27 protein-coding genes and 2 riboswitches are annotated in these 24,979 nt (G+C 50.5%); of the genes, 9 read left to right on the top strand and 18 right to left on the bottom strand.

Annotated features, from left to right (window positions below; genetic code table 11):
* The first annotated feature begins 1 nt into the window (after position 1).
* Positions 2–1,096, top strand: a complete 1,095-nt coding sequence (lptG, locus tag ACSSVF_RS05720) for an LPS export ABC transporter permease LptG (RefSeq protein ID WP_492405990.1) — start codon at positions 2–4, stop codon at positions 1,094–1,096.
* A gap of 12 nt (positions 1,097–1,108) precedes the next feature.
* Here lptG and ACSSVF_RS05715 read toward each other — a convergent pair whose 3' ends face one another.
* Genes ACSSVF_RS05715 through ACSSVF_RS05705 form a run of 3 tightly spaced genes read right to left on the bottom strand, consistent with a single transcriptional unit; the run spans position 1,109 to position 2,598 of the window.
* Positions 1,109–1,507, bottom strand: a complete 399-nt coding sequence (locus ACSSVF_RS05715) for an RDD family protein (protein ID WP_492405989.1) — start codon at positions 1,505–1,507, stop codon at positions 1,109–1,111.
* A gap of 60 nt (positions 1,508–1,567) precedes the next feature.
* A complete protein-coding gene (gene fae / locus ACSSVF_RS05710; protein WP_442584835.1) occupies positions 1,568–2,110 on the bottom strand; it encodes a formaldehyde-activating enzyme in 543 nt (180 codons plus the stop codon).
* A gap of 47 nt (positions 2,111–2,157) precedes the next feature.
* Positions 2,158–2,598: a GNAT family N-acetyltransferase gene (locus ACSSVF_RS05705; protein ID WP_492405988.1), complete on the bottom strand. Its 441-nt coding sequence runs from the start codon at positions 2,596–2,598 to the stop codon at positions 2,158–2,160.
* Positions 2,599–2,683: 85 nt separating this feature from the next.
* On the opposite strand from ACSSVF_RS05705, the gene ACSSVF_RS05700 reads away from it, so the two are divergent.
* Positions 2,684–3,064, top strand: a complete 381-nt coding sequence (locus tag ACSSVF_RS05700) for a DoxX family membrane protein (protein WP_492405987.1) — start codon at positions 2,684–2,686, stop codon at positions 3,062–3,064.
* 57 nt (positions 3,065–3,121) lie between these two features.
* Here the strand turns inward: ACSSVF_RS05700 and ACSSVF_RS05695 are convergent, their stop codons facing one another.
* The 7 genes from ACSSVF_RS05695 to def all read right to left on the bottom strand — a co-directional run bounded on the left by ACSSVF_RS05695 (position 3,122) and on the right by def (position 11,030).
* The gene (locus ACSSVF_RS05695) at positions 3,122–4,384 is read right to left on the bottom strand and encodes a sigma-54-dependent transcriptional regulator (RefSeq protein ID WP_492405986.1); all 1,263 of its coding nucleotides are present in this window, start codon (positions 4,382–4,384) and stop codon (positions 3,122–3,124) included.
* A 13-nt stretch (positions 4,385–4,397) separates the two neighbouring features.
* On the bottom strand, positions 4,398–6,560 hold the full coding sequence (locus ACSSVF_RS05690; protein WP_492405985.1) for a sensor histidine kinase: 2,163 nt from the start codon (positions 6,558–6,560) through the stop codon (positions 4,398–4,400).
* 3 nt (positions 6,561–6,563) lie between these two features.
* The gene (locus ACSSVF_RS05685) at positions 6,564–7,136 is read right to left on the bottom strand and encodes a DUF4390 domain-containing protein (RefSeq protein WP_492405984.1); all 573 of its coding nucleotides are present in this window, start codon (positions 7,134–7,136) and stop codon (positions 6,564–6,566) included.
* A complete protein-coding gene (rsmB, locus tag ACSSVF_RS05680; protein ID WP_492405983.1) occupies positions 7,114–8,403 on the bottom strand; it encodes a 16S rRNA (cytosine(967)-C(5))-methyltransferase RsmB in 1,290 nt (429 codons plus the stop codon). Before rsmB ends, ACSSVF_RS05685 begins: the two co-directional genes overlap by 23 nt.
* Positions 8,404–8,566: 163 nt before the next feature.
* On the bottom strand, positions 8,567–9,439 hold the full coding sequence (gene htpX, locus ACSSVF_RS05675; RefSeq protein ID WP_492405982.1) for a zinc metalloprotease HtpX: 873 nt from the start codon (positions 9,437–9,439) through the stop codon (positions 8,567–8,569).
* Between the two features lie 120 nt (positions 9,440–9,559).
* The gene (gene fmt / locus ACSSVF_RS05670; RefSeq protein WP_492405981.1) at positions 9,560–10,498 is read right to left on the bottom strand and encodes a methionyl-tRNA formyltransferase; all 939 of its coding nucleotides are present in this window, start codon (positions 10,496–10,498) and stop codon (positions 9,560–9,562) included.
* Positions 10,499–10,514: 16 nt separating this feature from the next.
* Complete coding sequence (gene def, locus ACSSVF_RS05665) at positions 10,515–11,030, bottom strand: peptide deformylase (protein ID WP_492405980.1); 516 nt, start codon at positions 11,028–11,030, stop codon at positions 10,515–10,517.
* A gap of 198 nt (positions 11,031–11,228) precedes the next feature.
* Between def and ACSSVF_RS05660 the strand changes: the two genes are divergently transcribed.
* Genes ACSSVF_RS05660 through ACSSVF_RS05650 form a run of 3 tightly spaced genes read left to right on the top strand, consistent with a single transcriptional unit; the run spans position 11,229 to position 13,948 of the window.
* The gene (locus tag ACSSVF_RS05660) at positions 11,229–12,263 is read left to right on the top strand and encodes a LysM peptidoglycan-binding domain-containing protein (RefSeq protein ID WP_492405979.1); all 1,035 of its coding nucleotides are present in this window, start codon (positions 11,229–11,231) and stop codon (positions 12,261–12,263) included.
* Between the two features lie 10 nt (positions 12,264–12,273).
* Positions 12,274–13,431 carry a DNA-processing protein DprA gene (dprA, locus tag ACSSVF_RS05655; protein ID WP_492405978.1) on the top strand — a complete coding sequence of 386 codons (1,158 nt, stop codon included), beginning with the start codon at positions 12,274–12,276 and terminating at the stop codon, positions 13,429–13,431.
* Between the two features lie 49 nt (positions 13,432–13,480).
* A complete protein-coding gene (locus ACSSVF_RS05650) occupies positions 13,481–13,948 on the top strand; it encodes a Smg family protein (protein WP_492405977.1) in 468 nt (155 codons plus the stop codon).
* A gap of 76 nt (positions 13,949–14,024) precedes the next feature.
* Here the strand turns inward: ACSSVF_RS05650 and metF are convergent, their stop codons facing one another.
* From metF to ahcY, 3 genes are all read right to left on the bottom strand, one after another.
* Complete coding sequence (gene metF, locus ACSSVF_RS05645) at positions 14,025–14,852, bottom strand: methylenetetrahydrofolate reductase [NAD(P)H] (RefSeq protein WP_492405976.1); 828 nt, start codon at positions 14,850–14,852, stop codon at positions 14,025–14,027.
* 42 nt (positions 14,853–14,894) lie between these two features.
* On the bottom strand, positions 14,895–15,245 hold the full coding sequence (locus ACSSVF_RS05640; RefSeq protein ID WP_492405975.1) for a phage holin family protein: 351 nt from the start codon (positions 15,243–15,245) through the stop codon (positions 14,895–14,897).
* Positions 15,246–15,340: 95 nt separating this feature from the next.
* Positions 15,341–16,750, bottom strand: a complete 1,410-nt coding sequence (gene ahcY / locus ACSSVF_RS05635; RefSeq protein ID WP_492405974.1) for an adenosylhomocysteinase — start codon at positions 16,748–16,750, stop codon at positions 15,341–15,343.
* Between the two features lie 94 nt (positions 16,751–16,844).
* Positions 16,845–16,927: riboswitch (S-adenosyl-L-homocysteine riboswitch) on the bottom strand.
* A 298-nt stretch (positions 16,928–17,225) separates the two neighbouring features.
* On the opposite strand from ahcY, the gene ACSSVF_RS05630 reads away from it, so the two are divergent.
* Positions 17,226–17,375 carry a hypothetical protein gene (locus tag ACSSVF_RS05630; RefSeq protein WP_442584853.1) on the top strand — a complete coding sequence of 50 codons (150 nt, stop codon included), beginning with the start codon at positions 17,226–17,228 and terminating at the stop codon, positions 17,373–17,375.
* 115 nt (positions 17,376–17,490) lie between these two features.
* On the opposite strand, the gene ACSSVF_RS05625 is transcribed toward ACSSVF_RS05630, so the two are convergent.
* The 3 genes from ACSSVF_RS05625 to ACSSVF_RS05615 form a co-directional block, all read right to left on the bottom strand.
* Positions 17,491–18,498: a trypsin-like peptidase domain-containing protein gene (locus ACSSVF_RS05625; protein WP_492405973.1), complete on the bottom strand. Its 1,008-nt coding sequence runs from the start codon at positions 18,496–18,498 to the stop codon at positions 17,491–17,493.
* 454 nt (positions 18,499–18,952) lie between these two features.
* Positions 18,953–20,125: a GGDEF domain-containing protein gene (locus ACSSVF_RS05620; RefSeq protein WP_492405972.1), complete on the bottom strand. Its 1,173-nt coding sequence runs from the start codon at positions 20,123–20,125 to the stop codon at positions 18,953–18,955.
* A 48-nt stretch (positions 20,126–20,173) separates the two neighbouring features.
* Positions 20,174–20,638, bottom strand: a complete 465-nt coding sequence (locus ACSSVF_RS05615) for an EVE domain-containing protein (RefSeq protein WP_492405971.1) — start codon at positions 20,636–20,638, stop codon at positions 20,174–20,176.
* A 128-nt stretch (positions 20,639–20,766) separates the two neighbouring features.
* On the opposite strand from ACSSVF_RS05615, the gene ACSSVF_RS05610 reads away from it, so the two are divergent.
* Positions 20,767–21,126, top strand: a complete 360-nt coding sequence (locus ACSSVF_RS05610) for a DUF2237 family protein (RefSeq protein WP_379032703.1) — start codon at positions 20,767–20,769, stop codon at positions 21,124–21,126.
* A 311-nt stretch (positions 21,127–21,437) separates the two neighbouring features.
* On the opposite strand, the gene ACSSVF_RS05605 is transcribed toward ACSSVF_RS05610, so the two are convergent.
* Both ACSSVF_RS05605 and ACSSVF_RS05600 read right to left on the bottom strand, forming a co-directional pair.
* A complete protein-coding gene (locus ACSSVF_RS05605) occupies positions 21,438–21,740 on the bottom strand; it encodes a cell division protein ZapA (RefSeq protein WP_379032706.1) in 303 nt (100 codons plus the stop codon).
* A gap of 3 nt (positions 21,741–21,743) precedes the next feature.
* Positions 21,744–21,911 (bottom strand): hypothetical protein, encoded by a 168-nt coding sequence (locus ACSSVF_RS05600; protein WP_442584858.1) that lies wholly within the window; start codon positions 21,909–21,911, stop codon positions 21,744–21,746.
* Between the two features lie 159 nt (positions 21,912–22,070).
* Positions 22,071–22,282: riboswitch (cobalamin riboswitch) on the top strand.
* A gap of 135 nt (positions 22,283–22,417) precedes the next feature.
* On the opposite strand from ACSSVF_RS05600, the gene ACSSVF_RS05595 reads away from it, so the two are divergent.
* Both ACSSVF_RS05595 and ACSSVF_RS05590 read left to right on the top strand, forming a co-directional pair.
* Complete coding sequence (locus ACSSVF_RS05595; protein ID WP_492405970.1) at positions 22,418–24,307, top strand: TonB-dependent receptor domain-containing protein; 1,890 nt, start codon at positions 22,418–22,420, stop codon at positions 24,305–24,307.
* A gap of 92 nt (positions 24,308–24,399) precedes the next feature.
* Positions 24,400–24,969 carry a hypothetical protein gene (locus ACSSVF_RS05590; RefSeq protein WP_492405969.1) on the top strand — a complete coding sequence of 190 codons (570 nt, stop codon included), beginning with the start codon at positions 24,400–24,402 and terminating at the stop codon, positions 24,967–24,969.
* Positions 24,970–24,979: the final 10 nt, after the last annotated feature.

Below are 24,979 nucleotides of genomic sequence, written 5' to 3'. Positions count from 1 at the left end.
CATGACGCTTCGCATACTCAATCGTTATTTCTGGCGCGAAATCAGCTTTAACATCATGCTGGTGTTGTTTGGCCTGCTCGCCATGTTTTCATTCTTTGATCTGCTGCAAGAACTGGATAGCCTGGGACGCGGGCATTACGGCGTCAACAGCATGCTGACATTTGTCGCGCTGAGCATCCCCGGGCATATCTATGAAGTCGCACCTGTCGCTGTGCTGCTGGGCATCGTCTACACGCTGGGCGCGATGGCAGGTAATTCCGAATTGATCGTCATGCGTACCAGTGGCATTTCACTCAAAATCATTGCCAAAATCCTGCTCAGCATCGGCCTGGTGTTTGCGATTGTGACTTTTATGATTGGCGAAATCATCGCCCCATTGAGTGAAAAAATGGCGCAGCGTATCCGCATCCAGGCCACTGATTCTGTCGTGGCACAAGACTTCAAATCCGGTTTGTGGATTAAAGATGGCAGCAGTTTTGTCAATGTGAACACCGTACTGCCCGACAGCAGCCTGGTGAATATCGATATCTATGACTTCGACCCGCAATTCCGCCTGCGTAGCATCAGCCATGCCGAAAAAGGACATTTTGCCGATGACCACTGGAAGTTACTCAACGTCACGCAAACCAATTTCAATAACGAGCGTTCGGTGCAAAATAGCTCGGTGACTTCAAAGTTTGTAAAACAGGCGCAGTGGGAGTCATTGATCCGGCCAGAGTTGCTCAATGTATTACTGGTATTACCGGAAAAAATGTCGGCCTGGAACCTGTACAGCTTTATCCAGCATTTACATCGCAATGGCCAGAAAAGCACCCGCTACCAGGTGGCGTTATGGTCCAAGCTGATCTATCCGCTGGCCTGCCTGGTCATGGTAGTGCTGGCCTTGCCTTTCGGCTTTTTGCAACAACGCGCGGGCGGCATCAGTGCCAAAATATTCTCCGGCATCTTGCTAGGCGTGGTGTATCAAATCATGAACCGCGTCTTCGTCCACCTTGGGGTGCTCAACGACTGGTCACCCTTGTTTAGTGCCATCGGCCCGACCATACTATTTCTGTTTGCCGGCCTGGGCATGCTGCATTACGTTGAACGGCGTTAGCTGGTTAAACGACTAGACCCAGACGATACGCGAGCCAAGTAAGCGGTCATGCAAAAACTGCTGGTCACGGTCTACTATGGCCCACCACAACGTCAACCCGGCAGGCAAAAGTAATACGCTGGCCAGCACATAGCGCAGCGCCGCTTGTTGCCATGCCAGCAACTGCCCTTGCTGGTTAACGACTTTCAATTTCCATGTCTGGTTGGCTAAGGTCTGCCCGGTGACTGTCCAGCAGCGGACAAAGTAGGCACCCATAACTCCCCATACCAGTAGCTGCAATCCTAATCTTTTCCAGCCATGGCTGGCATCGCCAAACAGCATGTAATAAATAGCCGTGAGCGTCAGTGCCAGCGCTATCATCAAGAGTGATTCGTACACAACGGCCAGATAGCGTTTTATGAGCGATTTCATCGTTATCCTCCCAGATAACAAAAACCCCGCAACTGCGGGGCTTAACAGGATAAAGCTGGATTACTTCTGATCCCAGCTTTCTTCCCACATGCAGTGTTTGATTTTGTGACGGTTGGCAATGATTTCATCAATGCTAGGCTCATCATTCAAAGCGCGCTTCAATGCCAGCTTGATCGCTTCGTAGTTATTTTTGTACAAGTCAGCTTTGTCCAGATTCGCCTCTTTGGCACAGCCCGGATCAATCCACAGCAATGCCACGATACACAAATCATTCACCAACTCTTTAGGGATAATGCCTTCGATCACTGCATCAGTAATACCATCGGCAACACCTGCTTGCACCACACCGCCGAACAATTCAATGTTCAATGAATCTTTCAAGGTGACTTTAGGCACCATCATGGTCGCCGGGCGCACCAACTGGTTGATATCACGCACAGCAAACATGGCTGTGTGGCCTTTGGTTTGCGCCATCATGTTGGCAAATGCAGTACCAACCGGGCCATCCACAGCGCCGATGACGATTTCCGGCATCGCTGCAGTCACATCTTTACCTTCGGAAAATACGGTGGCTTCACCGGCTTTTAATACGATCTTTGACATGCGAATTCCTTTTATGTCTGGAAGTGAGAGAAAAATTTGAACCGCAATTATACCAGCTCAAGCTGCATATCGACATGCATGATATTGGCATCCAGATAAGGCGCACTACACACAACAAAGCCTGCGTGCGCATAAAAATCGATGGCATGGGTTTGCGCCGATAAACGCGCATGCGTGACTCCTAACTGCTGGGTCTCCTGGATCGCCTGCAGCAATAACGCTTCCCCTATGCCTTGCCCCCGCCACTCAGGCAACACCGCCATGCGGCCGATATGCCCATCACGGAGTACTCTCGCGCATGCCACTGGCTGCCCATCCACAATGGCGAGCAAGTGCATGGCTTCTGCATCCAGAGCATCCCATTCCAGCGCCACCGGCACCTGCTGCTCGTCAATAAACACGCGTGTACGGATGATGCGACATTGCGGCCACAATGCATGCTGCGTATCAAACCGATGAATGGTTAATTGAATGCGTTGTACGGACAAATTTCCGCTCCGGATGAAAGTTTGCAATTGTGATTAGCCACAGGCATTATAAGCGCTTTATAAAAACAGGATTTGAGGAAAAGTGATGTGTCCTTTACAAACTGCTGCAGCCAGGATTCTGCTGGCACTGGTGTTCTTTGGCATTGTGATTTTGAAGTTGATTGCCATTACTTCTGTGCCTGAGGGCTATTTGCAATATCAATCCATGCTCGGCCAGTTAGGCTTGCCTGCTGTGTTTGCGCCGTTGCTGATTTTGATTCAACTGGTATTTGGTTTAGCTTTGCTGGTCGGCTTTAAAACTAAAATCAGTGCGCGTATTCTGGGCGTGCTAGCAGTATTCATGGCGATTGTACTAAGCCAGGCTTCGCTGGATGCATTTTTTGTATACATGGGTATTGCTGGCGGCATGTGGTTGCTTAGCCTTTACCCACAGACTGGCTACAGCCTGGATGACCGTCAGAAATAGTTGGTTCAGCAAATAAAAAAGCCGGGCTGCCCCGGCTTTTTTATTTGCTTTAAAGCATTAACCTTTAATACGAATGCCCAGTTGTTTGAGCTTGCGGTATAAGTGCGTGCGCTCCAGGCCTGAGATGTCTGACAGGCGGCTCATGTTATTTTTGACCAGCCGCATATGGTATTGAAAGTAAAAACGCTCAAATTCATCTCTTGCTTCACGCAAAGGCTGGTCAAGGTTCAAGGGCATATGCTGTTCCGCAGATTCTGCCACCTGCCCCTGAAAATCCTTTAGCACCCGCTGCACATCTTCTTGCGTAATGCTGCCACCCAGGCTGGTCATGAGCAGGTTCTGCACCACCGATTCGAGCTCATCGAGGTCGCCGGGCCAATCTGCATTGCGTAAAGCATTCAGCGCCGCCACATCAAACGCTTTGTAGTCGATTTTGCTGGCTTCCACCATCAAGGTGGCCATGGCGTTAGCCAAGTCGGGGATATCTTCTTTATGCTCGTCCAGGCAAGGCACTTTGACTGCAGCACCGGCCAGGGTCTGCAATAGTGACTGCTCCAGCATGGTTTTTTCAATCAGTTGCGGCAAGCCAAACTCACTGCCACAGATGACACGCACACCGTATTTTTCTGATTTGGCGATCAGTAAACTCAGGCCTTTTTGCTCGGTTTTGCCTAAGCGGGTGACTTCATCAACAAATACGACGCCTTCACGTGCCTGCTCCAGGATTTCCATCGGCGCCGAGACCAGCTTGTCATATTCAGTGAGTGAAACCCATGGCGAATTTTGCGGACGCAGAAATTTGGCACACAGCGCGACACTGCCGCCCTTTTTGCCGATCAGGAACAAGGTATTTTTGTGGCGGGCAAGTTGCTCGAGGCGCTGCTTAAGTTCTTGAATGACGGCACTTTTACCAAAGCTGGAAAGATTGATTTCCGTATGCGCCAGGTGCTCGGTATGCTTGATGGCAGCGCCGACTGTTTTGAGCAACTTTTGCAGTGCGATGGGTTTTTCGAGGAAATCAAAAGCCCCCAGACGGGTCGCTTCAATGGCGGTATCAATAGTGCCATGGCCGGACATCATGATGACAGGCATGGTCAACAACCCGGCATTTGCCCATTCTTTCAGCAGGCTGATGCCATCACAGTCCGGCATCCAGATATCGAGCAGCACCAGATCCGGGCGCTGTTTGAGTCGCTCTTCGCGCGCCAATTGGGCATTTTCTGCCAGGCGAACCTGATGCCCTTCGTCGCGCAAGATGTCGCTCAACAACTCGCGTATGCCGACTTCGTCATCAACCACCAGTATATTCCGTGATGCCATGTACCGTATTTCCTTACACGATGCGCTCAACGCGCCGACGCTGTTGTTGTTTATCTACCGGCAGGTGTATGGTGACGCTGGCGCCCCCTTGTGGCAGATTGTCTATGCGAATCTGTCCACGCTGCTCTTCTATCATTTTTTTGACGATAGCCAATCCTAAACCGGTTCCGTGTGACTTGGTCGTAATATACGGTTCAAACACCCTTGCCATCACCTCGGTCGGGAAACCACCGCCATTGTCTGTCACAGACAATTTTACACGTTCGCCGTCGAAATCGGTCATGATGGCGACCAGCGGCTGTTCGACCTGGCTCATGGCATCCTGTGCGTTTTGCAATAAATTATGCAGAATCTGCCGCATCATGGTGGCATCGGCTTGCACCTCTGGCAACTGCTGCTGCAACACCAGCTCCAACTTGACCGTCGATCCATTGTACAACCGGCTGACATCACGGATTAAAGCATTTAAATCGAGTTTAACCAACAGTGCCGCCGGTGTCCTGGCATATTCACTGAATTCATTGACCATATTCTTCATGGCCTGTACCTGATTCACAATGGTGTCGGTCGATTTGAGCAGCATCTCGGCATCTTTGCTGTCCAGTTTGTCGTGCAACTTGAACTGCAAGCGCTCGGCAGATAACTGGATTGGCGTGAGCGGGTTCTTGATTTCATGCGCAAGCCTTCTGGCCACTTCGGCCCAGGCTGCATCCCGTTGCGCTTGCGCCATGACAGTCACATCATCAAACACCACGACCAAGCCATGCCCGGCGCCTTCTGGCAGCCTTGTCACGCGCAACATCAGAATCTGCTTGCCATGCTCACTTTCAATATCAATCTGGCTAGTCAGGTGCCGCTCATGGTGATCCAGTTGCAAAGTCTCATCATAATGGCGCATGACAATTTCTACAAATGGGCGTAAATAAATATTTTCAGTGGCAACCTCGGTAAATATCTTGTTTTTAAACCCGACCAGCGAGATGCCCAGAATATTGGTAGCCGCCAGGTTATAGACACGCAGTTCGGCGCGCTCATTGATCGTCATCACACCCGAGCTAAGGTGCGACAGGATGGCTTCCAAATAAGCGCGCGCAGATTCCACATGCTGACGGCTTTGTTCGGAAGCAAGCTTAGCGTCCTGCAACTGGCGCGTCATACTATTGAATGATTTCACCAGCACACTGAGTTCATCTTTACCGAATGAAGGTAACTGCTGCGAGTAATCACCGCTGGCAATCAGTCGCGTGCCTTCCGCCAGTACCGTCAGCGGCTGCGCCATACGCCGGCTCAGTGCAAACGCGATGATCAATGCCCCCAGCATAGATAGCAACAGGATCATGGTCAGCGTCAGCATGAAAATATCTTTCAGCGATTGACGGCTATACGACAAGGTCTGGTACTCGCGATACACATCCTGCACCGCCTCTGCGGTATTCGATAATGCTCTGGGCACCGGCTGCATCAGTTGCAGAATACGCACCTCGCCTATGATGCCTAACGGCTCCACCGGCACCAGCACCCGCATGTACAAGCCCTTGCCGACGATAGGCTCGATCTTGCCGTAGACACCGCTCCTGGCCTGCCGCAATTGCGGCACCGATGGCAATTCAGGTAAGAAACTACTGGGGTCGGCGCTACTTACGGCGAGAATAGCACCTTGTGGCGTGAGTAATGCAGCATCCTGGATACCTGCTTTTTCACGTAAATCATTTAGCTGCGCATAATTGGACTTGGCGGTTTGCAGGGACAAGGAAACCGTCATGCCCTGTGCTTTGTCTTTCAGCTCGGACAGCATGATATCCAGTGCGCGCTGCCCCAGGCTCAGGCCGCCATCGAGCGCCGATTCGACCTTGACGTTAAACCAGGATTCAATCGAGCGGCTGAGGAAGTTGACCGAAACCAGGTATACGATCATGCCGGGAATCAGCGCCATCAGCGCAAAGGTGACCAGCAACCTGAAATTGAGTTTGCTGCCGACCTGCTTGGATTTGGTGGTACGGTACAGGTGGCGCAACTGGTAACCAATGACACCGAGCAACAACACCGCCAGGCCAGCATTGATGTAGAGCAGTATGATGTAATAGTCGCCACTGATGGCGGTATTGGCACTGGCAAGCGATAGCAGGTACAGGAGACCTGCGGCCAGCGTAATCGACAGGATCAGGACATAACGCATAGCTTAGCGTACGGTTTCTTTCACCCACCAGCTAAAGGTAGGCGTCACCAGTTCCCAATCGCTCTCGCCAATGGCATCCACCTGCAAGGCTTTGGGCAGCTTGCTGGTATCCAGATGCATCTTCAGGGCGGCATGATAGGATTGGTTTTTTTCAAGTACCGCATGTGGTGCCAGCCGCCAGTCGTGAATGACGGCCAGTTCCTGTTTGGCATCGCTCAGGGTATCAAATACTTTTTGTTGCTGGGGATAATGCAGGATGTATTGCTTGGTCAGCGCATGGTAATTCAAGGTGACCAGGCGACGCTCGGTCACCACTTCATCATCAAACCAGTATTTAAGCGGTTTCACGATCTGGAATTCATATAAAAAGCTCAATGTGACGCCTTTATTCAGCGCTTCTTCAAGCGCATGTCCCATCTGAATATCGATTTCAGCATCCAGCGTCCACAAGTCATCGCGCAACACCAGTTCTGCCACTTTAATATGGGCATGGTTACCACCGGCCAGCACTGACCAGGCAGTGAAAAGCATAAAGCCTAATAACAACCAGGATTTAATGCTTTTGCAACAACGCATAAAATAATCCGTCATGGGCAGCCACCGGCAGCAATTGCCCAGGTGCCGCATGCTCGCACGGCAACAGGGCTGCATCGAACTGTACCGGCAGTCGGGTCGCATCGTCATGGGAAGTTAAAAATTGCTGGATCTGCATTTCGTTTTCTTGTTGGAATACCGAACATGTCACATAAAGCAATTTACCGCCTTTTGCCAGCATTTGCCACAAATTAGATAAAATTTGCTGCTGTGTGTGTGCAAAAGTCGCTAAATCCTCAGGTCTGCGCAACCATTTCATATCCACATGTCGGCGCACGATGCCGGAAGCACTGCACGGCACATCAGCCAGAATGCGGTCAAACAACTGGCCATCAAACCAGTCAGCCGCTGCTGCGTTGCCAGTAATCACTTTGGCTGTCAGATCCAGGCGTTGCAGATTTTCATGGACGCGCTTCAAACGGTCCGCTTCCAAGTCCAGTGAGGTTAATTCCACATCGTGCGATTCCAGCACATGGCAGGTCTTGCCGCCTGGTGCGCTACAGGCATCCAGCACGCGCATGCCCGGTGCAACATCCAGCAATGGCGCTGCCCATTGCGCGCCTGCATCCTGCACGCTGACCCAGCCCTGCTCAAACCCCGGCAGTTTATGTACAGGCAGTGGCTGATGCAGCTGTATGGCGGCACTACCCAAATGCGTGACGGCAATGCCTGCCTCCTGCAATGCCTGCAAGTAGGCTTCTACACTGGTTTTGCGTATATTGACGCGCAATGTCATCGGTGGGTGCGCATTGCCCACCGCCAGCACTGCTTGCCAGTGCTCAGGGTACTGCTGCTTGAGTAGCGCTATCCACCATTGCGGGTAATTCCACTGTACCTCTTCACTTTGCGCCACCTCCGCTTGCAGCGCTTCACGCTGGCGCAGGAAGTTGCGCAACACGGCATTGACCAAGCCTTTGGCCCAGCGCTGCCCGGTTTTACCTGCGGCTTCAACTGCCTGGTTGACGACCGTGAAATCATCATCGTGACCATGCAGCAACTGCGAGAGAGCGATCAGCAACAACGCCTCTACTCTGGTATCCGAGACCTGTTTGGGCGTCAGTGCCGCCAGGTAGGCAGCGGATTCCGCATAAAAACGCAAAGTGAGGTAACTATAATCCTGCGCAGCTGCCTGCTGTTGTGGCGTGGCTGCTTTGACTTTGCGCAATGCCTTGGGCATTGAAACAGTCAGGTTATGGCCGGCCAGGACTTCGGCAACGGCGTGTGCGGCAATTAACTGGGCAACTTGCACGGGTGAACTCTAGCTAAAAAATGCTATTTTACTTGATGACACCTGTTTCACAGCAGAAACACTGTAATAAGCCAATATTAAAGATTCGATATTAAAAATAAAGATAGGCGCAATAAAAAAGGCTTTCCTCAGGAAAGCCTTTTGAAATGCCCGATAAGGACAATTAGTATTGATTTGCTAGCGACAGTAAACGACGCACACGCTCTTCTGTTTTGGGATGGGTGCTGAACAAGCCGGAAAAATCTGCACCGGATAATGGATTGATAATCATCATCTGGCCTGTCTCCGGATGTTGCTCCGCTGTCAGGTTAGGGATCTGGTGGGCGTAGTTATGGATCTTTTCCAAGGCGCTCGCCAACGCTTTCGGGTCGCGGCTGATATCTGCACCCATACGGTCCGCTTCATATTCACGCGAGCGGGAAATCGCCATCTGGATCAAACTGGCCGCCAACGGTGCCATCACGATCATCAAAATCCCCAGCATGGGGTTAGGCCTGTTTTCGCCATCCCTGTTGCCGCCGCCAAACAGCATGCCAAATTGCGCAATGGCAGAAATCGCGCCGGCAACGGTGGCCGACATGGTAGAAATCAGCGTATCGCGGTTCTTCACGTGTGCCAGCTCATGCGCCATCACGCCACGCAGTTCGCGCTCGCTCAAAATTTGCATAATGCCGGTTGTTGCTGCAACAGCCGCATTCTCAGGATTGCGGCCAGTGGCAAACGCATTCGGCTGACTTTCATTGATCACAAATACGCGCGGCATGGGCAATTGCGCATGTTCCGCCAGTTCTTTGACCATGTTGAAATAGTTTCTGAACTGGTTATTGCCATAGTTGTTTTCAGCGTTGATTTCTACCGCGCCATACATTTTCAGCACAGCCTGGTCGCTAAACCAGTAGGCGTAGAAGTTCATGCCACCTGCCAGCAACAAAGCCATCAGCATGCCACTTTGTCCGCCGAATGCGCCGCCGACAGCGACAAACAAGGCAGTGATCGCTGCCATCAGCACAAAAGTTTTAGTCCAGTTACCTAACATTCACATTCCTTCAGTTCTTTGTTACTCAACAACTACATGGGGGAGGCAAGCGTGTTTTTCAATGGTGACTGTGGCAGATGAATACAACATGACAGGCCCTTAAAAAGCGCAGCACCAGCCTTAAAAGAATCTGTCCCCAACCTGCACATGCTGGCCGTGGACAAACTGCTGCGCCGTCTGCCGTTTGCCGCCAGGCATTTGCAGTTCGTGTATTTCTAATACGCCGTCGCCACAAGCAATCTGCAAGGGTTGGATCTGTGTAATGGTGCCAGCTGCATACGTTGACTCATGCACGCCGGCATCTTGCGCAACCTGGGCAAACCACAACTTACATACCTGGTCTTTAAATTTGGTGGTAGCGACGGGGAAAGGATTAAATGCCCGCACCTGTCGGGATAACTGAACGGCAGATTGCGTCCAGTCGATGGCGGATTCGGATTTCTCCAGCTTGTGCGCATAAGTCACCAGCGACTCATCCTGCACCTCAGAAAGCAGTTGACCGCTGCTTTGCAGGGTATGCATGGCTGCTACCATCAGGCGCGCGCCTTCGCGACTAATCGCATCATGCAAAGTTTGCGTGGTGTCTGCTTCGGTAATCGGCGCGGACCACTTGCTGATCATATTGCCTGCGTCCAGCTTGGGCACGACTTCCATGATAGTGACACCGGTTTCGGTATCGCCTGCCAGAATAGCGCGATGGATAGGCGCCGCACCCCGCCAGCGTGGCAATAAGGAACCATGGATGTTATAACAGCCACGCCGGGGAATATTGAGGACCGCGGTCGGGATAATCAGGCCATAGGCCGCGACGATCAGCACATCGGCGTTGGTCGCTGCAATCTCGGCCTGCACTTCTGCCGGCTTTAAGCTTTCTGGCTGGAACACCTGCAAACCATGTTGCAAGGCCAGCTGTTTGACCGGGCTGGCCTTTAGCTGCATGCCACGCCCGGAGGGGCGATCAGGCTGGGTGAGCACCATGACGATCTCGTGCCCGGCAGCAATCAGCCCCTCTAAAGCAGGCACCGCAAATTCCGGTGTCCCGGCATAAATAATCCGCATCTATCCGCCTTGCCTGTTAATAACTATTACGCTCGATTTCGCGCGCGTGCTTGACCATTTTGCTGCGAATCCGATTACGTTTCAGGGGCGAAAGATATTCCACAAACACTTTGCCTTTTAAATGATCCATCTCATGCTGGATACACACACTGAGCAAGCCCTCGGCATCCAGCCTGTAGGTTTTGCCGGTGGCGTCTTGTGCTTCCACGGTGATAAATTCCGCGCGTGTCACATTCTCGTAAATGCCAGGCACAGACAGGCAGCCTTCTTCATAATCCTGGTGACCGGCTTCGGCGATGATTTTCGGGTTGATCAGCACCAGCAAATCGTTTTTTTCCTTGCTCAGATCAATCACGATCAACTGGATATGCTGGTCGACCTGCGTCGCCGCCAAGCCTATGCCAGGCGCGTCATACATGGTTTCAGCCATATCTGCGACCAATTGCTGCAACGCTTGATCAAACACCTTCACGGGTTTGGCAACCGTGTGCAAGCGAGGGTCCGGATACTGCAAAATCGGAAGGAGTGCCATGCTCTACAAATCTTTCAATCCAAAGTGTTTAACGAAAACAGGGCAAAACGCCTGTTTTTTCATCTTGATAATAACTTTAAACCCATGCTAGATTGGTCGACATTGCGCATAAAACTGCGACATGCGTGTTGCCTTTACCTAAGTACTTCATTTCTAGGCGCTAAAAATGCAAAGTACTGCCTATAACAGAGACGTCACATGACCAAAATTGTTCAAATTATAACCTTGCTTGCCATGACTTGTAGCAGCCTGTGTGCTTTTGCAGATGAAATTACTTTACGTCCGCAGCATCCAGAACGTCATGTGGTGGTCAAAGGCGATACTTTGTGGGACATCTCGGCCAAGTTTCTTAAAAACCCCTGGCAGTGGCCACAGATATGGCAAATCAACCGCGACCATATCAAAAACCCGCACTGGATTTATCCCGGTGACGTGATTGTACTGGATACCAGCAGTGGTAAACCAGTGCTCAGATTGATACGTGAATCAGTCACGCTGGAGCCGGGCGTGATTGTGACGCCTATCAAGGCAGATGCGATACCGACCATACAGCCGAATGCCATACTGCCGTTTCTAACCAGGCCTATGCTGGTATCTGCCGACGAACTGAAAAATGCACCAAGGATTATCGCCGCAGAGGAAGAGCGTGAAATACTCAGCCCTGGCACACACATTTACGTGCAAGGTTTACCGCAAACACCGCAGCCGATCTGGGCCATCTACCGTGAAGGTGAACCTGTCAAGAACCCTGAGAACGGAGAAATCCTTGGCATTGAAGCGCATTACCTGGGTGAAGCCAGACTGCTGCGCACGGGCCAGCCGGCAACGCTGAACATCAGCCAGGTCAAAGAAGAAATTGCGGTGAAAGATAAACTGATTGCGGTTGAAGATGAACTGACACAGACCTATTTGCCTCACGCCCCTGAAAACCAGTTGCGCGGCCAGATCGCCCGCATCAGCGATGGTATCAATGAAACCGGCTCCGGGCGGGTGGTGGTGTTAAATCGCGGCGCAAATGATGGGCTGGAACGCGGACATGTGCTGTCTATCCTCCGTAAAGGCGCCAGTATGACAGACCCGACCTCTGACCGTGAACATCCGGTGACCTTACAATTGCCAGATGAACCGGTTGGCCTGGTCATGGTGTTTAAAACCTTCCCCAGGTTGTCTTACGCATTGGTGATGCAAGCCTCACAACCTGTGCATGTGGAAGATATTGTGCGTACGCCGTAAGATCCCACTTATGGATAATGGCGATGTCGACAATTTTGAAGTGACCGCTGGCGAGAAAAACGCCACCGCAGAACAATACGCGCCATGGATAGCGCTCACCCTGGTAGACGGGCTGGGCAGCACGACCTTATGCCAGCTGCTACTGGCCTTTAAAACGCCTGAAGCCATCCTGGCTGCTTCATACACGGCATTACGCGATACCGTGAGCAAAGAAGTGGCCGAAGGTATCCAGCGCGCCTTGGAACACGCGGATATCGCCAAAGCCCTGGACTGGCTGGCGCAACCTGACAATCACCTGATCACCCTGGCAGATCTGCACTACCCAAAACGCCTGCTGGAAACCGACCAGCCGCCACCGGTGCTGTATGCCAAAGGCAACCTGCAAATCCTGAAACGCCCGTGCATGGCGATTGTCGGTAGCCGGCATGCCACCGCACAGGGAGAAGCCACTGCCGAAAACTTTGCCGAAAGTTTGTGTCGGGCAGGGTTTGCTGTAGCCAGCGGCCTGGCACTCGGCATTGATGGCGCTGCCCACAGAGGCGCGCTCAAAGCAGATGGCGCCACCATTGCCGTGGTCGGCACCGGCCTGGATATCGTGTATCCGGCCAAACACAAAGCCCTGGCGCACCAGATCGCCCAGCATGGACTGCTGTTGTCGGAATACGCGTTGGGCACGCCTTCAATTTCGTATAATTTCCCCAGACGCAACCGCATCATCAGCGGCTTATCCGAAGGCTGCCTGGTGGTGGAAGCCAATGTCGACAGCGGCTCGCTGATCACCGCAAAACTAGCGACCGAGCAAGGCCGTGAAGTATTTGCAGTGCCCGGCTCCATCCACTCCCCGGTTGCCAAGGGCTGTCATGCCCTGATTAAACAGGGCGCCAAACTGGTGGAGTCCACCGAGGATATCCTCAGCGAGTTACGCCATATCCGCCTTGCCGATACCAGCCTGGCTGTTAGCCCAAACGGGCTAATGCCCAATTGGACTAATTTACCCTCAGAAGCAAGCCCAGTCTTGGCCTGCATGGGATTTGACCCTATCTTTGCCGAACAGATCGCCGCCCGCTCAGGCTTGACGCCCGGGGAAGTTTCCACCATGCTTACACTACTTGAATTAGAAGGTGTAGTCAGCCATCTCGCGAATGGACAATTCCAGAGACTGGCTTAACCTCACACTGTGGCGCTAGTGATTGAATAGCATGTTTGAGGAGATGTGCATGTTGGAAGTATTGATATTTATTTATCAAAACTATTGGGATAAACATGAAGCGTTTGAGTTGAAAGAAACCGACGAAGCGATCATGGCCTATGAGCTGTCCCAGGCAGGATTTAACCATCAGGATATTTTACACGCAGTTGACTGGGTCAAAGACCTGCGTCGTTCTGTTGAGCAACCGCAATATTTGCAGGACCCTTCTGCGCTGCGTATTTTCTGCGAGATGGAACGAGACAAGATCAATGACGAGAGCCTGAATTTTCTTTGTCTATTGCAGAAAAGTGACATCATCACTGCTTACGAACGTGACCTGATCATAGACCGTGGTATGGTGCTGCCACAGGAAACCCTGAACATGGAAGATATCCGCTGGATCACTATGATGGTGCTATGGGATGAAAACCGTAAACAGGATTACCTGTTTGTAGAAGACGCCTTGTTCAACCCGAAAGGGCTGTCATTGCAATAGCACGCCCGAAAGACAAAGTTCTAAAAACAAAAAAGCGCGATCTACATCGCGCTTTTTTTACTTTTGCAGGATCAATTTAAAGCTGGCGGATGATCTGGCCAATGATGCCCGCCTGGTTCAAGGTGTAAAAATGCATTTTATCGATGCCCGCCTGCGAAAGTTTGGTGCAAATATCGGCGACCACATCCACTCCGAATGCACGCAATGAGGCCAGGTCATCGCCATATGCTTCCAGGCGCATTCTTAACCAGCGCGGGATCTCAGCCCCGCACACATTAGAAAAACGCGCCAGTTGCGTGTAGTTATAAATCGGCATGATACCCGGAATAATCGGTGCGGTGATACCGAGTTTTTGCGCCGCCTCTACAAAGCGGAAATAGGCATCCACATTATAAAAATACTGCGTAATCGCAGAATCTGCCCCGGCATCTATTTTACGCTTGAAGTTTTCCAGATCCTTTTGCGCAGAACCTGCTTCCGGGTGAAACTCCGGGTATGCCGCCACTTCAAGGTGGAACCAGTCACCGGTTTCGGCACGGATAAAACTGACCAGTTCATTCGCGTACTTAAAATCACCGACACTGACTTCACCGGAAGGAATATCGCCGCGCAAGGTCACCAGGCGCTTGATGCCTTTGGCCTGATAGGCCTGCAACAGCTCGCTGATCTCCTGCTTGCTCGAAGAGATACACGAAATATGCGGTGCCGCCCCCACGCCTTCGCCCTGAATTTCCAGCACGGTATCCATGGTGCGATCACGCGTGGAGCCGCCTGCACCAAAGGTCACGGAGAAGAACTCCGGTGAGAATTTAGTCAGCTCGCTACGTGCTAGCCGTAAGTTGGCGATGCCTTCCGCTGTTTTTGGCGGAAAAAACTCAAAACTGAAAGAAGTTTTATTATTCACTTGTTTAATCTTTATTTATTGCAGGCTACGCTTTCCAGCCTGTTAGTCTTTGCCATCCGGGACTATCGAACTCAGCACCCCGGAAATGACGCTGTAGACCAAAGCACCAATCACACCGATCAGGATAGAGCTGACTGAAAAACCTTGCAGGTAGTTACCGACCAGCCAGAACAATACCCCGTTAATCACCAGGATAAATAAACCCAGGGTTAACAAAGTAATCGGCAAGGTCAGTAACACCAACAACGGCTTAATCAATATATTGACCAGGCCAATCACCAACGCGGCGATCAATGCAGCGGTAAAGTTGGCCACATGAATGCCAGGGACCAGGTAAGCCACCGCCATTAAAGCCAATGCGTTCAATACCCATACAATCAGTAACTTAAACATCACACCCTCCCGTCGTCATTAGATTGAAGAAGAGTGTACACCGAAACTTCCGCCAGGACATCTGACGGGCGTTTCGGGTGCAACATGCAAAGTTATTAATATCTGTAGTGATCTGGCTTGTAAGGACCGTTCTTGCTCACGCCGATGTAGGCCGCTTGTGCATCTGACAACACTGTCAGTTGTGCATTGAGTTTTCTCAACTGCAGCACAGCCACTTTTTCGTCCAGGTGTTTAGGCAAGGTGTAAACGCCGACCGGGTAATTGCTGGTTTGCGTAAACAGCTCGATTTGCGCAATGGTCTGGTTGGCAAAGCTGGAGCTCATCACATAGCTAGGGTGGCCGGTACCGCAACCCAGGTTCACCAGGCGGCCTTTTGCCAGCAGGATGATGCGTTTGCCATCAGGGAAGATCACGTGATCCACTTGTGGCTTGATTTCATCCCATTGATATTTTTCAATCCCGGCAACGTCGATTTCATTATCGAAGTGGCCGATATTGCAAACAATCGCCTGGTCTTTCATTTTTGCCATATGGTCGTGTGTGATCACATGGTAGTTACCAGTCGCAGTCACGAAAATATCCGCATGCTCAGCCGCATAATCCATGGTCACCACGCGATAGCCTTCCATGGCTGCCTGTAATGCGCAGATCGGGTCGATTTCAGTGACCCATACTTGTGCAGACAACGCACGCAGCGCTTGGGCAGAACCTTTACCCACGTCACCATAACCAGCCACAACAGCGATCTTGCCGGCAATCATCACGTCGGTAGCACGTTTGATACCATCGACCAGTGATTCGCGACAGCCGTACAGGTTGTCGAATTTGGATTTAGTGACTGAGTCATTGACGTTAATCGCCGGGAAAGCCAATTTACCGTCTTTGTGCATCTGGTACAAACGATGCACGCCAGTGGTCGTTTCTTCGGTTACGCCTATGATCTCTTTCAGGCGAACGGAATACCAGGTCGGGTCAGTTTTCAGTTTGGCTTTAATCGCGTTGAACAAGCACACTTCTTCTTCAGAAGTCGGGTTGCCGACCACGGATAAATCTTTTTCTGCACGCGCGCCCAGATGCAACAACAACGTCGCATCGCCGCCATCATCCAGAATCATGTTTGAATAGCTACCGTCCGCCCATTCAAAAATGCGGTGCGTGTAATCCCAGTACTCTTCCAGTGTTTCACCCTTAACGGCAAACACTGGCGTGCCAGTCGCAGCAATCGCAGCCGCGGCATGGTCCTGGGTGGAGAAAATATTACAGGAAGCCCAGCGCACTTCAGCGCCCAAGTCCTTCAGTGTTTCGATCAACACCGCGGTTTGGATGGTCATATGCAGGGAACCGGTGATACGCGCGCCACGCAGTGGTTGCACAGCAGCGTATTCTTCACGAATCGCCATCAGGCCAGGCATCTCGGTTTCGGCAATGGCGATTTCCTTGCGGCCCCAGCCGGCCAGGTTCATATCCGCCACAATGTAATCTTTGAAATCAGCTACAGTATTCATGTTTGAAGTCCTAAAAAAATGAAAACTGAGCAGGGAAAGTTCATGAAGAACCGGTGGAAACGTTTTGCTCACCTTTTTTCCGTGCTCGCACAGTGAAAAGTGAACGCAGTTGAGAAGCTTTGCAGCTATCACTCTGAGCCTGGGAGTTTGAAAACTCTCGCAGCGTTCCTCAGAAGGCGGAAATTATACCGCCAACCGCAATATTTTACAAAATACCACCTTTTATCATCGCCAAAACAAGCCCGTAAACCTCAGTTAAATAATGCATTTAACAAAGCATACCCTCCTGCTTTCACAATGCGTGTAGGAGAATTTCAAGAGGGTTAAAAACGGCAATAAAGCATGATTACAAATTGAGACCAATAGACCTCTTTTCTCCATAAAATCATTTAGCTGCCACCGTGGCATGATGTAACAACTGCAGTATTTATGTTGTTTGATCACTTTATTCACCACTCAGGAAAGGCGGGAAATTATGTCAATGTATCAGGTCATGGACGAAGAGAATCATTGCATCGCGACCTTTCATCACTTTCACGAAGCAGTTGTCACAGCGCAGGATTTCACTGTGTGGGATGACGAGCATTATTACCATGTGGAAGAGCTGGATCTGGAAGTGGTTTAACTAATATAACCAGCAATAGCAAGCAACAAAAAAGCGCCCATCAGGCGCTTTTTTGTTAGGTACTGCTTGGTGGCTAAGTGTTCTGCCACCCTGTTTTCTTAGGTTGACGCCTTGCTTAAGGTTGCGTTTTCATCGCTACTATCAATTCTGCCGCTTTTTCTGCATCCAGTTGATTCAGCGTATCCACACTTGCCAGCGCCTCACTATGTTTGCCATTGGCTTCAGCGATCAGGCCCAGGTAGTAGAAAGCCTGGCTATGTTGCTCGTTCATACTCACTACACGGTGTAAATGTTGTTCAGCCAGGGTCAGGTCATGCGTTTCATATTCTGCGGCAGCCAGGTAGAACCAGGCTTCTGTACTGGCAGGCTCTTGTTTCACCCATTGTGCCGCCACTGTTTTCAGCCCGGCCCAGTCTTTATGCAGGTAAGGAAACACCACTTTCATGAAGTTTGGCCATTGTGCAGCCGGTTTACCCCAGAATGGCAACTCGCTTTTAACCATCACCGGGCCTGCTGGCTGGCTCAGTAACGCTTGCACCCAGTCTATGGACATGTAGTAGTAATACGCATCCTTGCCTGGGCTCTTCAGCGTGATCAGGCCTACCAGCGTACCGGACTCATCAAACAGGCCGCCACCGCTGGCACCTTGCCTGAAAGTAGGCGTGGCACGCACAATGACTGAATCATCCATGGTGAACAAGCCTTTTACCACGCCTTGGGTGGTGACTGGCGCTGGTACGAAACTCGGATAACCTATGGTGAATACCGGTTGCTCGTATTTCAATTCGCTACTGGATTTCATTTTGACAGGAGCCAGCGGCAAATCTTCCATTTGCAGCATGCAGACATCGTGTTTCCAGTCCGGCTTTACGCCTACCGCATGGTAAACAGCGCCGCCACTCAATACACTGATGCTGCTGGCGTTCGCCACCACATGGCAGTTGGTCACTACTTGATTATCTGCCACCACCACTCCGGAACCCAGACCGAACTGACCGTTGGTGAGGCCGACCTGGATGCGCAACACACGACTGTTTAACGATTGCAATAACTCGCCAGAAGGTTCTGCCATCAATGGTGCAGTTAAGCACGCTACCAGTAAACCAATCAAAAACTTTGTCATGTTGTGCTCCAATCCGTTACAGCAAATTTGGTGTGTCGTTGGAAAGCCTGTACTTGCATTTCAGCAAGATGCATTCCAACCTGTCATGCACACAAATAAAGCAGCACAATCTTTATCTTAACCGCCTGACAATACAAAAAATAACTCTTTATAATCAGCCACTTAAATAAATACAGAACAAAATGAATTGATAAGGATGACTTTATAAAACAGAAGAATCACGATTTAAATCATCGCGACTTAAAGATGGAAACATGCAGATACGCACCATTAACGTGCGTAAAAATAAGGCCATGCACAATCTATGCACATCGCCTTTTTACTCAAGGATCAGGCATGCGTTTGCTGTGAGTACGTATGCTATAAACGCGTCCACTCGCATGAAAAAAGCCGCATATGAAATGCGGCCAGGGCTTAGAACTAAGTTTTCAAATACAGCTGCTGAGAGCCAGCGCTAATGGTTGGCAATAAATACCCGGTTGCGGCCTTGTTGTTTGGCGGTGTACAACGCGGCATCAGCCATGCGCATCATATGTGCCAGGCCTTGCTGGTCATTCAGTTGTGAAGTAGACACCAGCCCGAACGAAGCGGTATAGTGAATTTTCTCGCCATTTTCAATCAGCACGCTATGGTCAATCTCGGAGCGCAGGCGTTCTATGACACGCGCAGCTTCGTGCAAATCGGTCATGGGCATCAGGATACCGAACTCTTCGCCGCCCAGCCTGCCAACCATATCGCTGGTGCGCAGCGCATTGACGCACCTGAGGCAAAAATTCTGCAACACCAGATCCCCGGCATGATGGCCGTGTTTGTCATTGATTTTCTTGAAATGATCGATATCGACCATGGCGAATGAAAATGGCGCTTCATAGCGCTGGCTGCGCCTGATTTCGGATTCGAGTTCGTGCATGAAATGCCGGCGGTTGGCGATGCCGGTTAGAAAGTCTGTGAACGCAAATTTGTCAGCCTCGACATGCAACTGGTAGATCCGCCAGACCACGAACACGCTCACCCCTAGAAATAGCGTCAGCAATAAAGAGGCGTAAATCAGCCCTGCTTTGGTATGCCGTTGTAGCCGCTGCTGGCTTTCTTCCACATATTGATTGGCACGTTGATTGGCGTAGGTAAAGATAGATTCATTCAGCCGCGCCACTTCTGAAAAACGGGTGGTCCAGTCGGTTTCTATCAAGCGGTTGGCTTCCTTAAATCTGGCATCCTCCAGCTTTTGCAGAATCTGATCGCGTACCTGGTTCAGCGTTTGCCACTTTTGCTGCAGATTGACGACTTGTTGCGGGTCACCAGAATAGCTATGCTGCATAATCGCTATCTTTTCTTCTGCCAGCCGTTCGCGTGTTTCAATAAAAGTGATGGTTTCGCCCATGGCGCTGGCATCGGCCTGGATCAGCGTGGCGTACAGCAAGCTGCTGCGAATCTGGTATAAATCGGCTTTTAATTCCAGCGCGGCATTGGAAACCGCAAACGGTTTCTCGTAAAGATTGCGCGTGGTCTGGTGCATTTCGCGCATGCTGGAAAAATAAATCCACAGGAATAATAGCGCGCCAATAAACGCAATCAAAAATCCGGCAACAAGGATGTATAGCACCGCTTTTTTGCGTTGTCTTTTCATGCTCTATCCCATCGCCTTAGCAAAATATAGCGCGTCTCCTGCCCAGGCTTATGCATCTAACAACTTCGTGATGAATGCCCACTCTTTGGGATCGACCGGCGTAATCGACAATCGGTTCCCTTTTTGCAAGGTGCGCATATTGGCAAGCTCGGGGATCTCGCGTAACTCTTTCAGGCTAAGCACCCGCGTTTTACGCACCAGCTTGACGTCCACATTGACCCAGCGCGGATTTTCAGAGGTGGATTTAGGATCAAAATACTTGTGGCCAGCCACGAACTGAAACTTATCCGGATACGCCAGGGTGCTCACCTCACAGATACCCACAATGCCGGGCACCTCACAGTTGGAGTGGTAAAACAGCACGCCATCGCCCACTTTCATTTGATCACGCATAAAATTGCGCGCCTGGTAATTGCGCACGCCATACCAGTCTATGCTTTGATTAGGCAGGCCCGCCAGATCATCAATCGAAACATCCGATGGTTCGGACTTCATCAGCCAATAACGTGCCATGTGTTAAAACCTTCTTCTCTCATGCAAATGTCCAGTATCATCAATGCCAGTGCCAGCAACCCTGACATCTTAAAACCCAAATATCATAAACCCCAGTATCATAAACTAAAGTCTCACCACATTACATCATGGCTAAAAACGTCCTCGGCACCCTGCTTATCCCTTGTAGCACGCATCCTGTCACCGGTTTTATGCGCGATGGCTGTTGCGGATTTCACCCGGAAGATAGGGGCAGGCATACGATTTGTGCAGAAATGACCGATGAGTTCCTGGCTTTTTCCACCGCGCAGGGCAACGACTTATCCACGCCTATGCCGGATTATGGCTTCCCCGGGCTGCATGCTGGTGACCGCTGGTGCGTATGTGCCCGGCGATGGCTGGAAGCCAGTGAAGCTGGTTATGCGCCGCCGGTAGTGCTGGAATCTTGCGATGAAAGTTGCCTGGAAGTCGTCAGCCTGGCTGACTTGATGTACCACGCCTTAAGGTAACGTGGCAGAAAGAGACACATGTGCTTTTGAGAAGGTGTATTAAGGGGTTACCTGAGCCATAATCCTGAACCAAAAAGTTCAGGTGGTAACAGCCTAAGGTACATTAGGTTCACACGCCAAGGGAGTCTTAAAAGATATCCCAACTTAGTGCGATCGCACAGCACCTGATGAGCCGAAACCTATAACAAAGACTAGTTCAAGGAATTTAGACTCAGGCAACGCCTTAATACACCTTCTTAAAAGCACACCGTATAAAAAATGATACGCCAATTAATAATATTGACGGTGAATATTTTATGAAGTTAAGCGGATTACAACAATTTATGTTGGCTGGATAACACTTCATCCATTTGCTGTTGCATGGTCGTGATGCGTTTTTTCACATCGCCCACATCCACGCCATCACTGCGGGTATTCAATAACTCATGCGTGATATTCAGTGCCGCCATGATCGCAATGCGCTCTACACTGACCATCTTGCCCGCATCGCGGATCTCACGCATTTTACCATCAAGGTAGCCGACCGCCTGCACGATCACATCGCGCTCTTCGTCGGTACACGTCACACTGAACGCGCGACCCATGATCTCAATATCGATTGGTTGTTTAGCCATCGTTTATTGACCTTCCTGTGGCAGCGCAGACAATAATTTTTCCAACTGTACACTGGCTTGCGTCATATTCAGCTTGAGCGATTGCGACTCTTGGTGCAGTTTCGTCACCTCCTGACGTAACTGGCCATTGTCTTCACGCAGGTGATGACACAGCGCAATTAACTTCGCCACACGCTCTTCCAAACTTTTCAGATCAGCATCCATCGAACCATTATCAATGAAAAAAATGATTGTGGTCAATAGCTAAGCGTAGTTTTTCAAAGTAAATTAACAATTTCAGCTTGCTTGTTCAATGAATGTTTGCTCGCAAAAGCAGGCGCTTTCAACTAAAATGAGCGCCAGTTGTCAGGTGCTCCGCGCTGTGTTCTTGCAGACGGAGTGAAACTGGGAAACAGGTGCGTGAATCCACATTCGCAATGCCTGTGCTGCCCCCGCAACGGTAAGCAAGTGCGGGTCTATCCATATGCCACTGAGTACACACTCGGGAAGGCGATAGATCAAAACTTGCAAGCCCGGAGACCGGCCTCACAACCAAAATAGTGTTGAAACACCGCGGGGTGACGGCGTTTAAGTCAGGAAATAGTCTTGTGGCTATTTCCAGCTTTATTACGTTCCTTTCCCGTAGTGATTCAACGTGATCATTACCGCATGCGGGGTCGCATGCCTACAGGAAAATCATGTATAAAAGCCTCATAAAAACACTTATTGCCATTTATCCGGCTTTAGCATTCTCAGAAGATATCTTTCGCGATAGTACTACGCAGCAAGCATCACTTTCCCTGAGTGAAATCAACGTTACTGCAGCCAGGACGCCTATATCGACAAAAACAGCTACCGGCGACATGACCATCATTGAACGCGATGAAATCGAGCGCCTTTCCGGTAGTGGTTTGGTCGATTTACTCAAATTGCAACCGGGAATACAGATTCTCACTAATGGCGGCATGGGCAATACCGCCAGCGTCTACATGCGTGGCACCAATGCTGATCAACTGGTAGTTATGGTTGACGGCATAAGAATCAACTCGGCCACAACTGGTACGACTGCCTTTGAAAACTTACCATTATCAACTATAGATCGTATCGAGATTTTAAGAGGACCCGCCTCTAGCCTATACGGTTCGGACGCTATTGGTGGCGTGATCCAAATCTTTACTCGCCGCGGATTAACCGACAAAACCAGCCTTTATGGCAGTGTCGGTGCTGGAAGCTATGATACCTATACAGGAAATGTTGGTCTGAGCACTCAATACAAAGCGTTGCAGTTTGGTGCTCAAGTGAGCAGCTATGACACGCGAGGCATTTCTGCCAGAAAAAACCCGCCCTTGGCACGTGACAGAGATCGCGATGGCTACCGCAATCTAGGCGGTTCTGCATTCGCCACACTCAATATCGCTGAGGGGCATAGCTTGAATCTGAATTTTTTCGGATCCGATGGCCAAAACCATTACGACAACAACAATGGATTCAACAACTATTCCACCATGCATCAGCAGGCCTACAGTGCCACGTTGAAAGATCAAATCACCGATTTCTGGAAAAGCACATTTAAATACGGCATCGGGCAGGACCGCTCATTTAACTTTGAAAGGCCAACCCGCCAAACCAGATTTCAAACGGATCAAACGCAGATCACCTGGCAACACGACTTCACGTTACCCATTGGCGTACTCACATTTGCTTATGACAGACTTGAGCAGGACGCTCTGACCTCTACCAATAGTATCCGCAATATCGATAAAAGCAGAAATAACGACAGCTTTACCCTAGGCTATGTCGGTCAGTATGAAGCGCATAGTACCCAACTGTCTTTACGAGAGGATCATAATACTCAGTATGGCAGCTTTGTGACTGGCGGTATCGGCTACGGCTACACGCTATCACCACAATGGCAAGTGACTACACAATATGGCTCAGCATTTAAAGCACCAACGTTCAATCAGCTGTATTTTCCCAATTTTGGCGACCCACTGCTCAGCCCGGAAAAGTCAGACAACCTGGAAGCAAGCCTTCGCTATCAAGGGGATCGCATGCAGGCCAAACTCACTTTGTTTGACAACCATATTCGCAACCTCATCCAGAATGCAGGTCCAGTCACAGCCACTTGCGGTGCTACGTTTGCAGGCTTCTGTCCGATTAATGCAGGTAAAGTAGAAATCCAGGGAATCACCACTGAAGCGATGTATGCGCTGAATGCAGACTGGCAAGTGTCTGGCAACGCGACCATCCAATCCCCACGTGTTGATGAGTCGAATAATTTATTGGCCAGACGAAGCCAACGCTATGGCAATCTCATCCTGCAATATAAATCGGGCGACTGGGACTGGAGCACGGAAGTCTCTGCTTTCTCGCCACGCTACGACAATGCCGCCAACACGACCACCCTTTCAGGCTATGCCTTACTTAACTCAACTTTAGGCTATAAATTGAGTCGTGACTGGAAACTGCAGGCACGCGCAAACAATATCCTGGATAAGGATTATGTACTGGCGAAAGTGAGCTCTACCGTCGATTACAACACGATGGGTGCGAATGTATTTTTCAGTCTTCACTATGACATGCATTAGGCACTGAATAACCGGTGGATTTTGACCAAGCCAGTTCGAATTGGGCTAAAATCCACCCCTGGCTAATTTAATAAAATTTGGGAGTCGTTGGCATGCCACGTAAAATTTCAACTCAATCTCTGGCAATCGCATTGGTCATTGCACTGATGGTCATCGTCACGCGCGGCCATCATTTCGCTTCAATCGATTTTCTGCCTAGCGCTTCATATGCCGCGTTCTTTATTGCGGGCTACTACTTGCGTTCCACCCTCCTGTTCGTTGCGCTGCTGGCTTTGTGTGCCGGACTGGATTTGGCGGCAGTCACCTGGGGTGGCGTCAGCAATTTCTGCGTCACACCTGCGTACGGCTTTCTGCTGCCAGCGTATGGCACTATGTGGCTGGCAGGTCGCTGGACAGCGGACAATACCAACTGGGAATTCAGCAGCCTGTTTAAACTGGCAGGTGTCGTGGTAGTAGCTTCCGCCATCGCTGAGTTGTTCTCCAGCGGCGGGTTCTATTTCTTTGGTGGCCGTTACGAAAACCCGACCCTGGTTGAATTCGGCGCGCGCGTGGTGAAATACTATCCAAAACAGCTGGAAGCGATTGCGTTCTGGGTAGTGGTGGCACTGATTGCACATGTGGTATTTGGCCTGGCCAAACGCTCTGTACACGAAAAAGCATAATTCTTAGGGA

The organism is Methylophilus sp. E2MeOHC9 (assembly GCF_058744375.1).
Note: the sequence above shows the minus strand (reverse complement) of the source record. Positions and strands in the feature narration are given on the sequence as shown.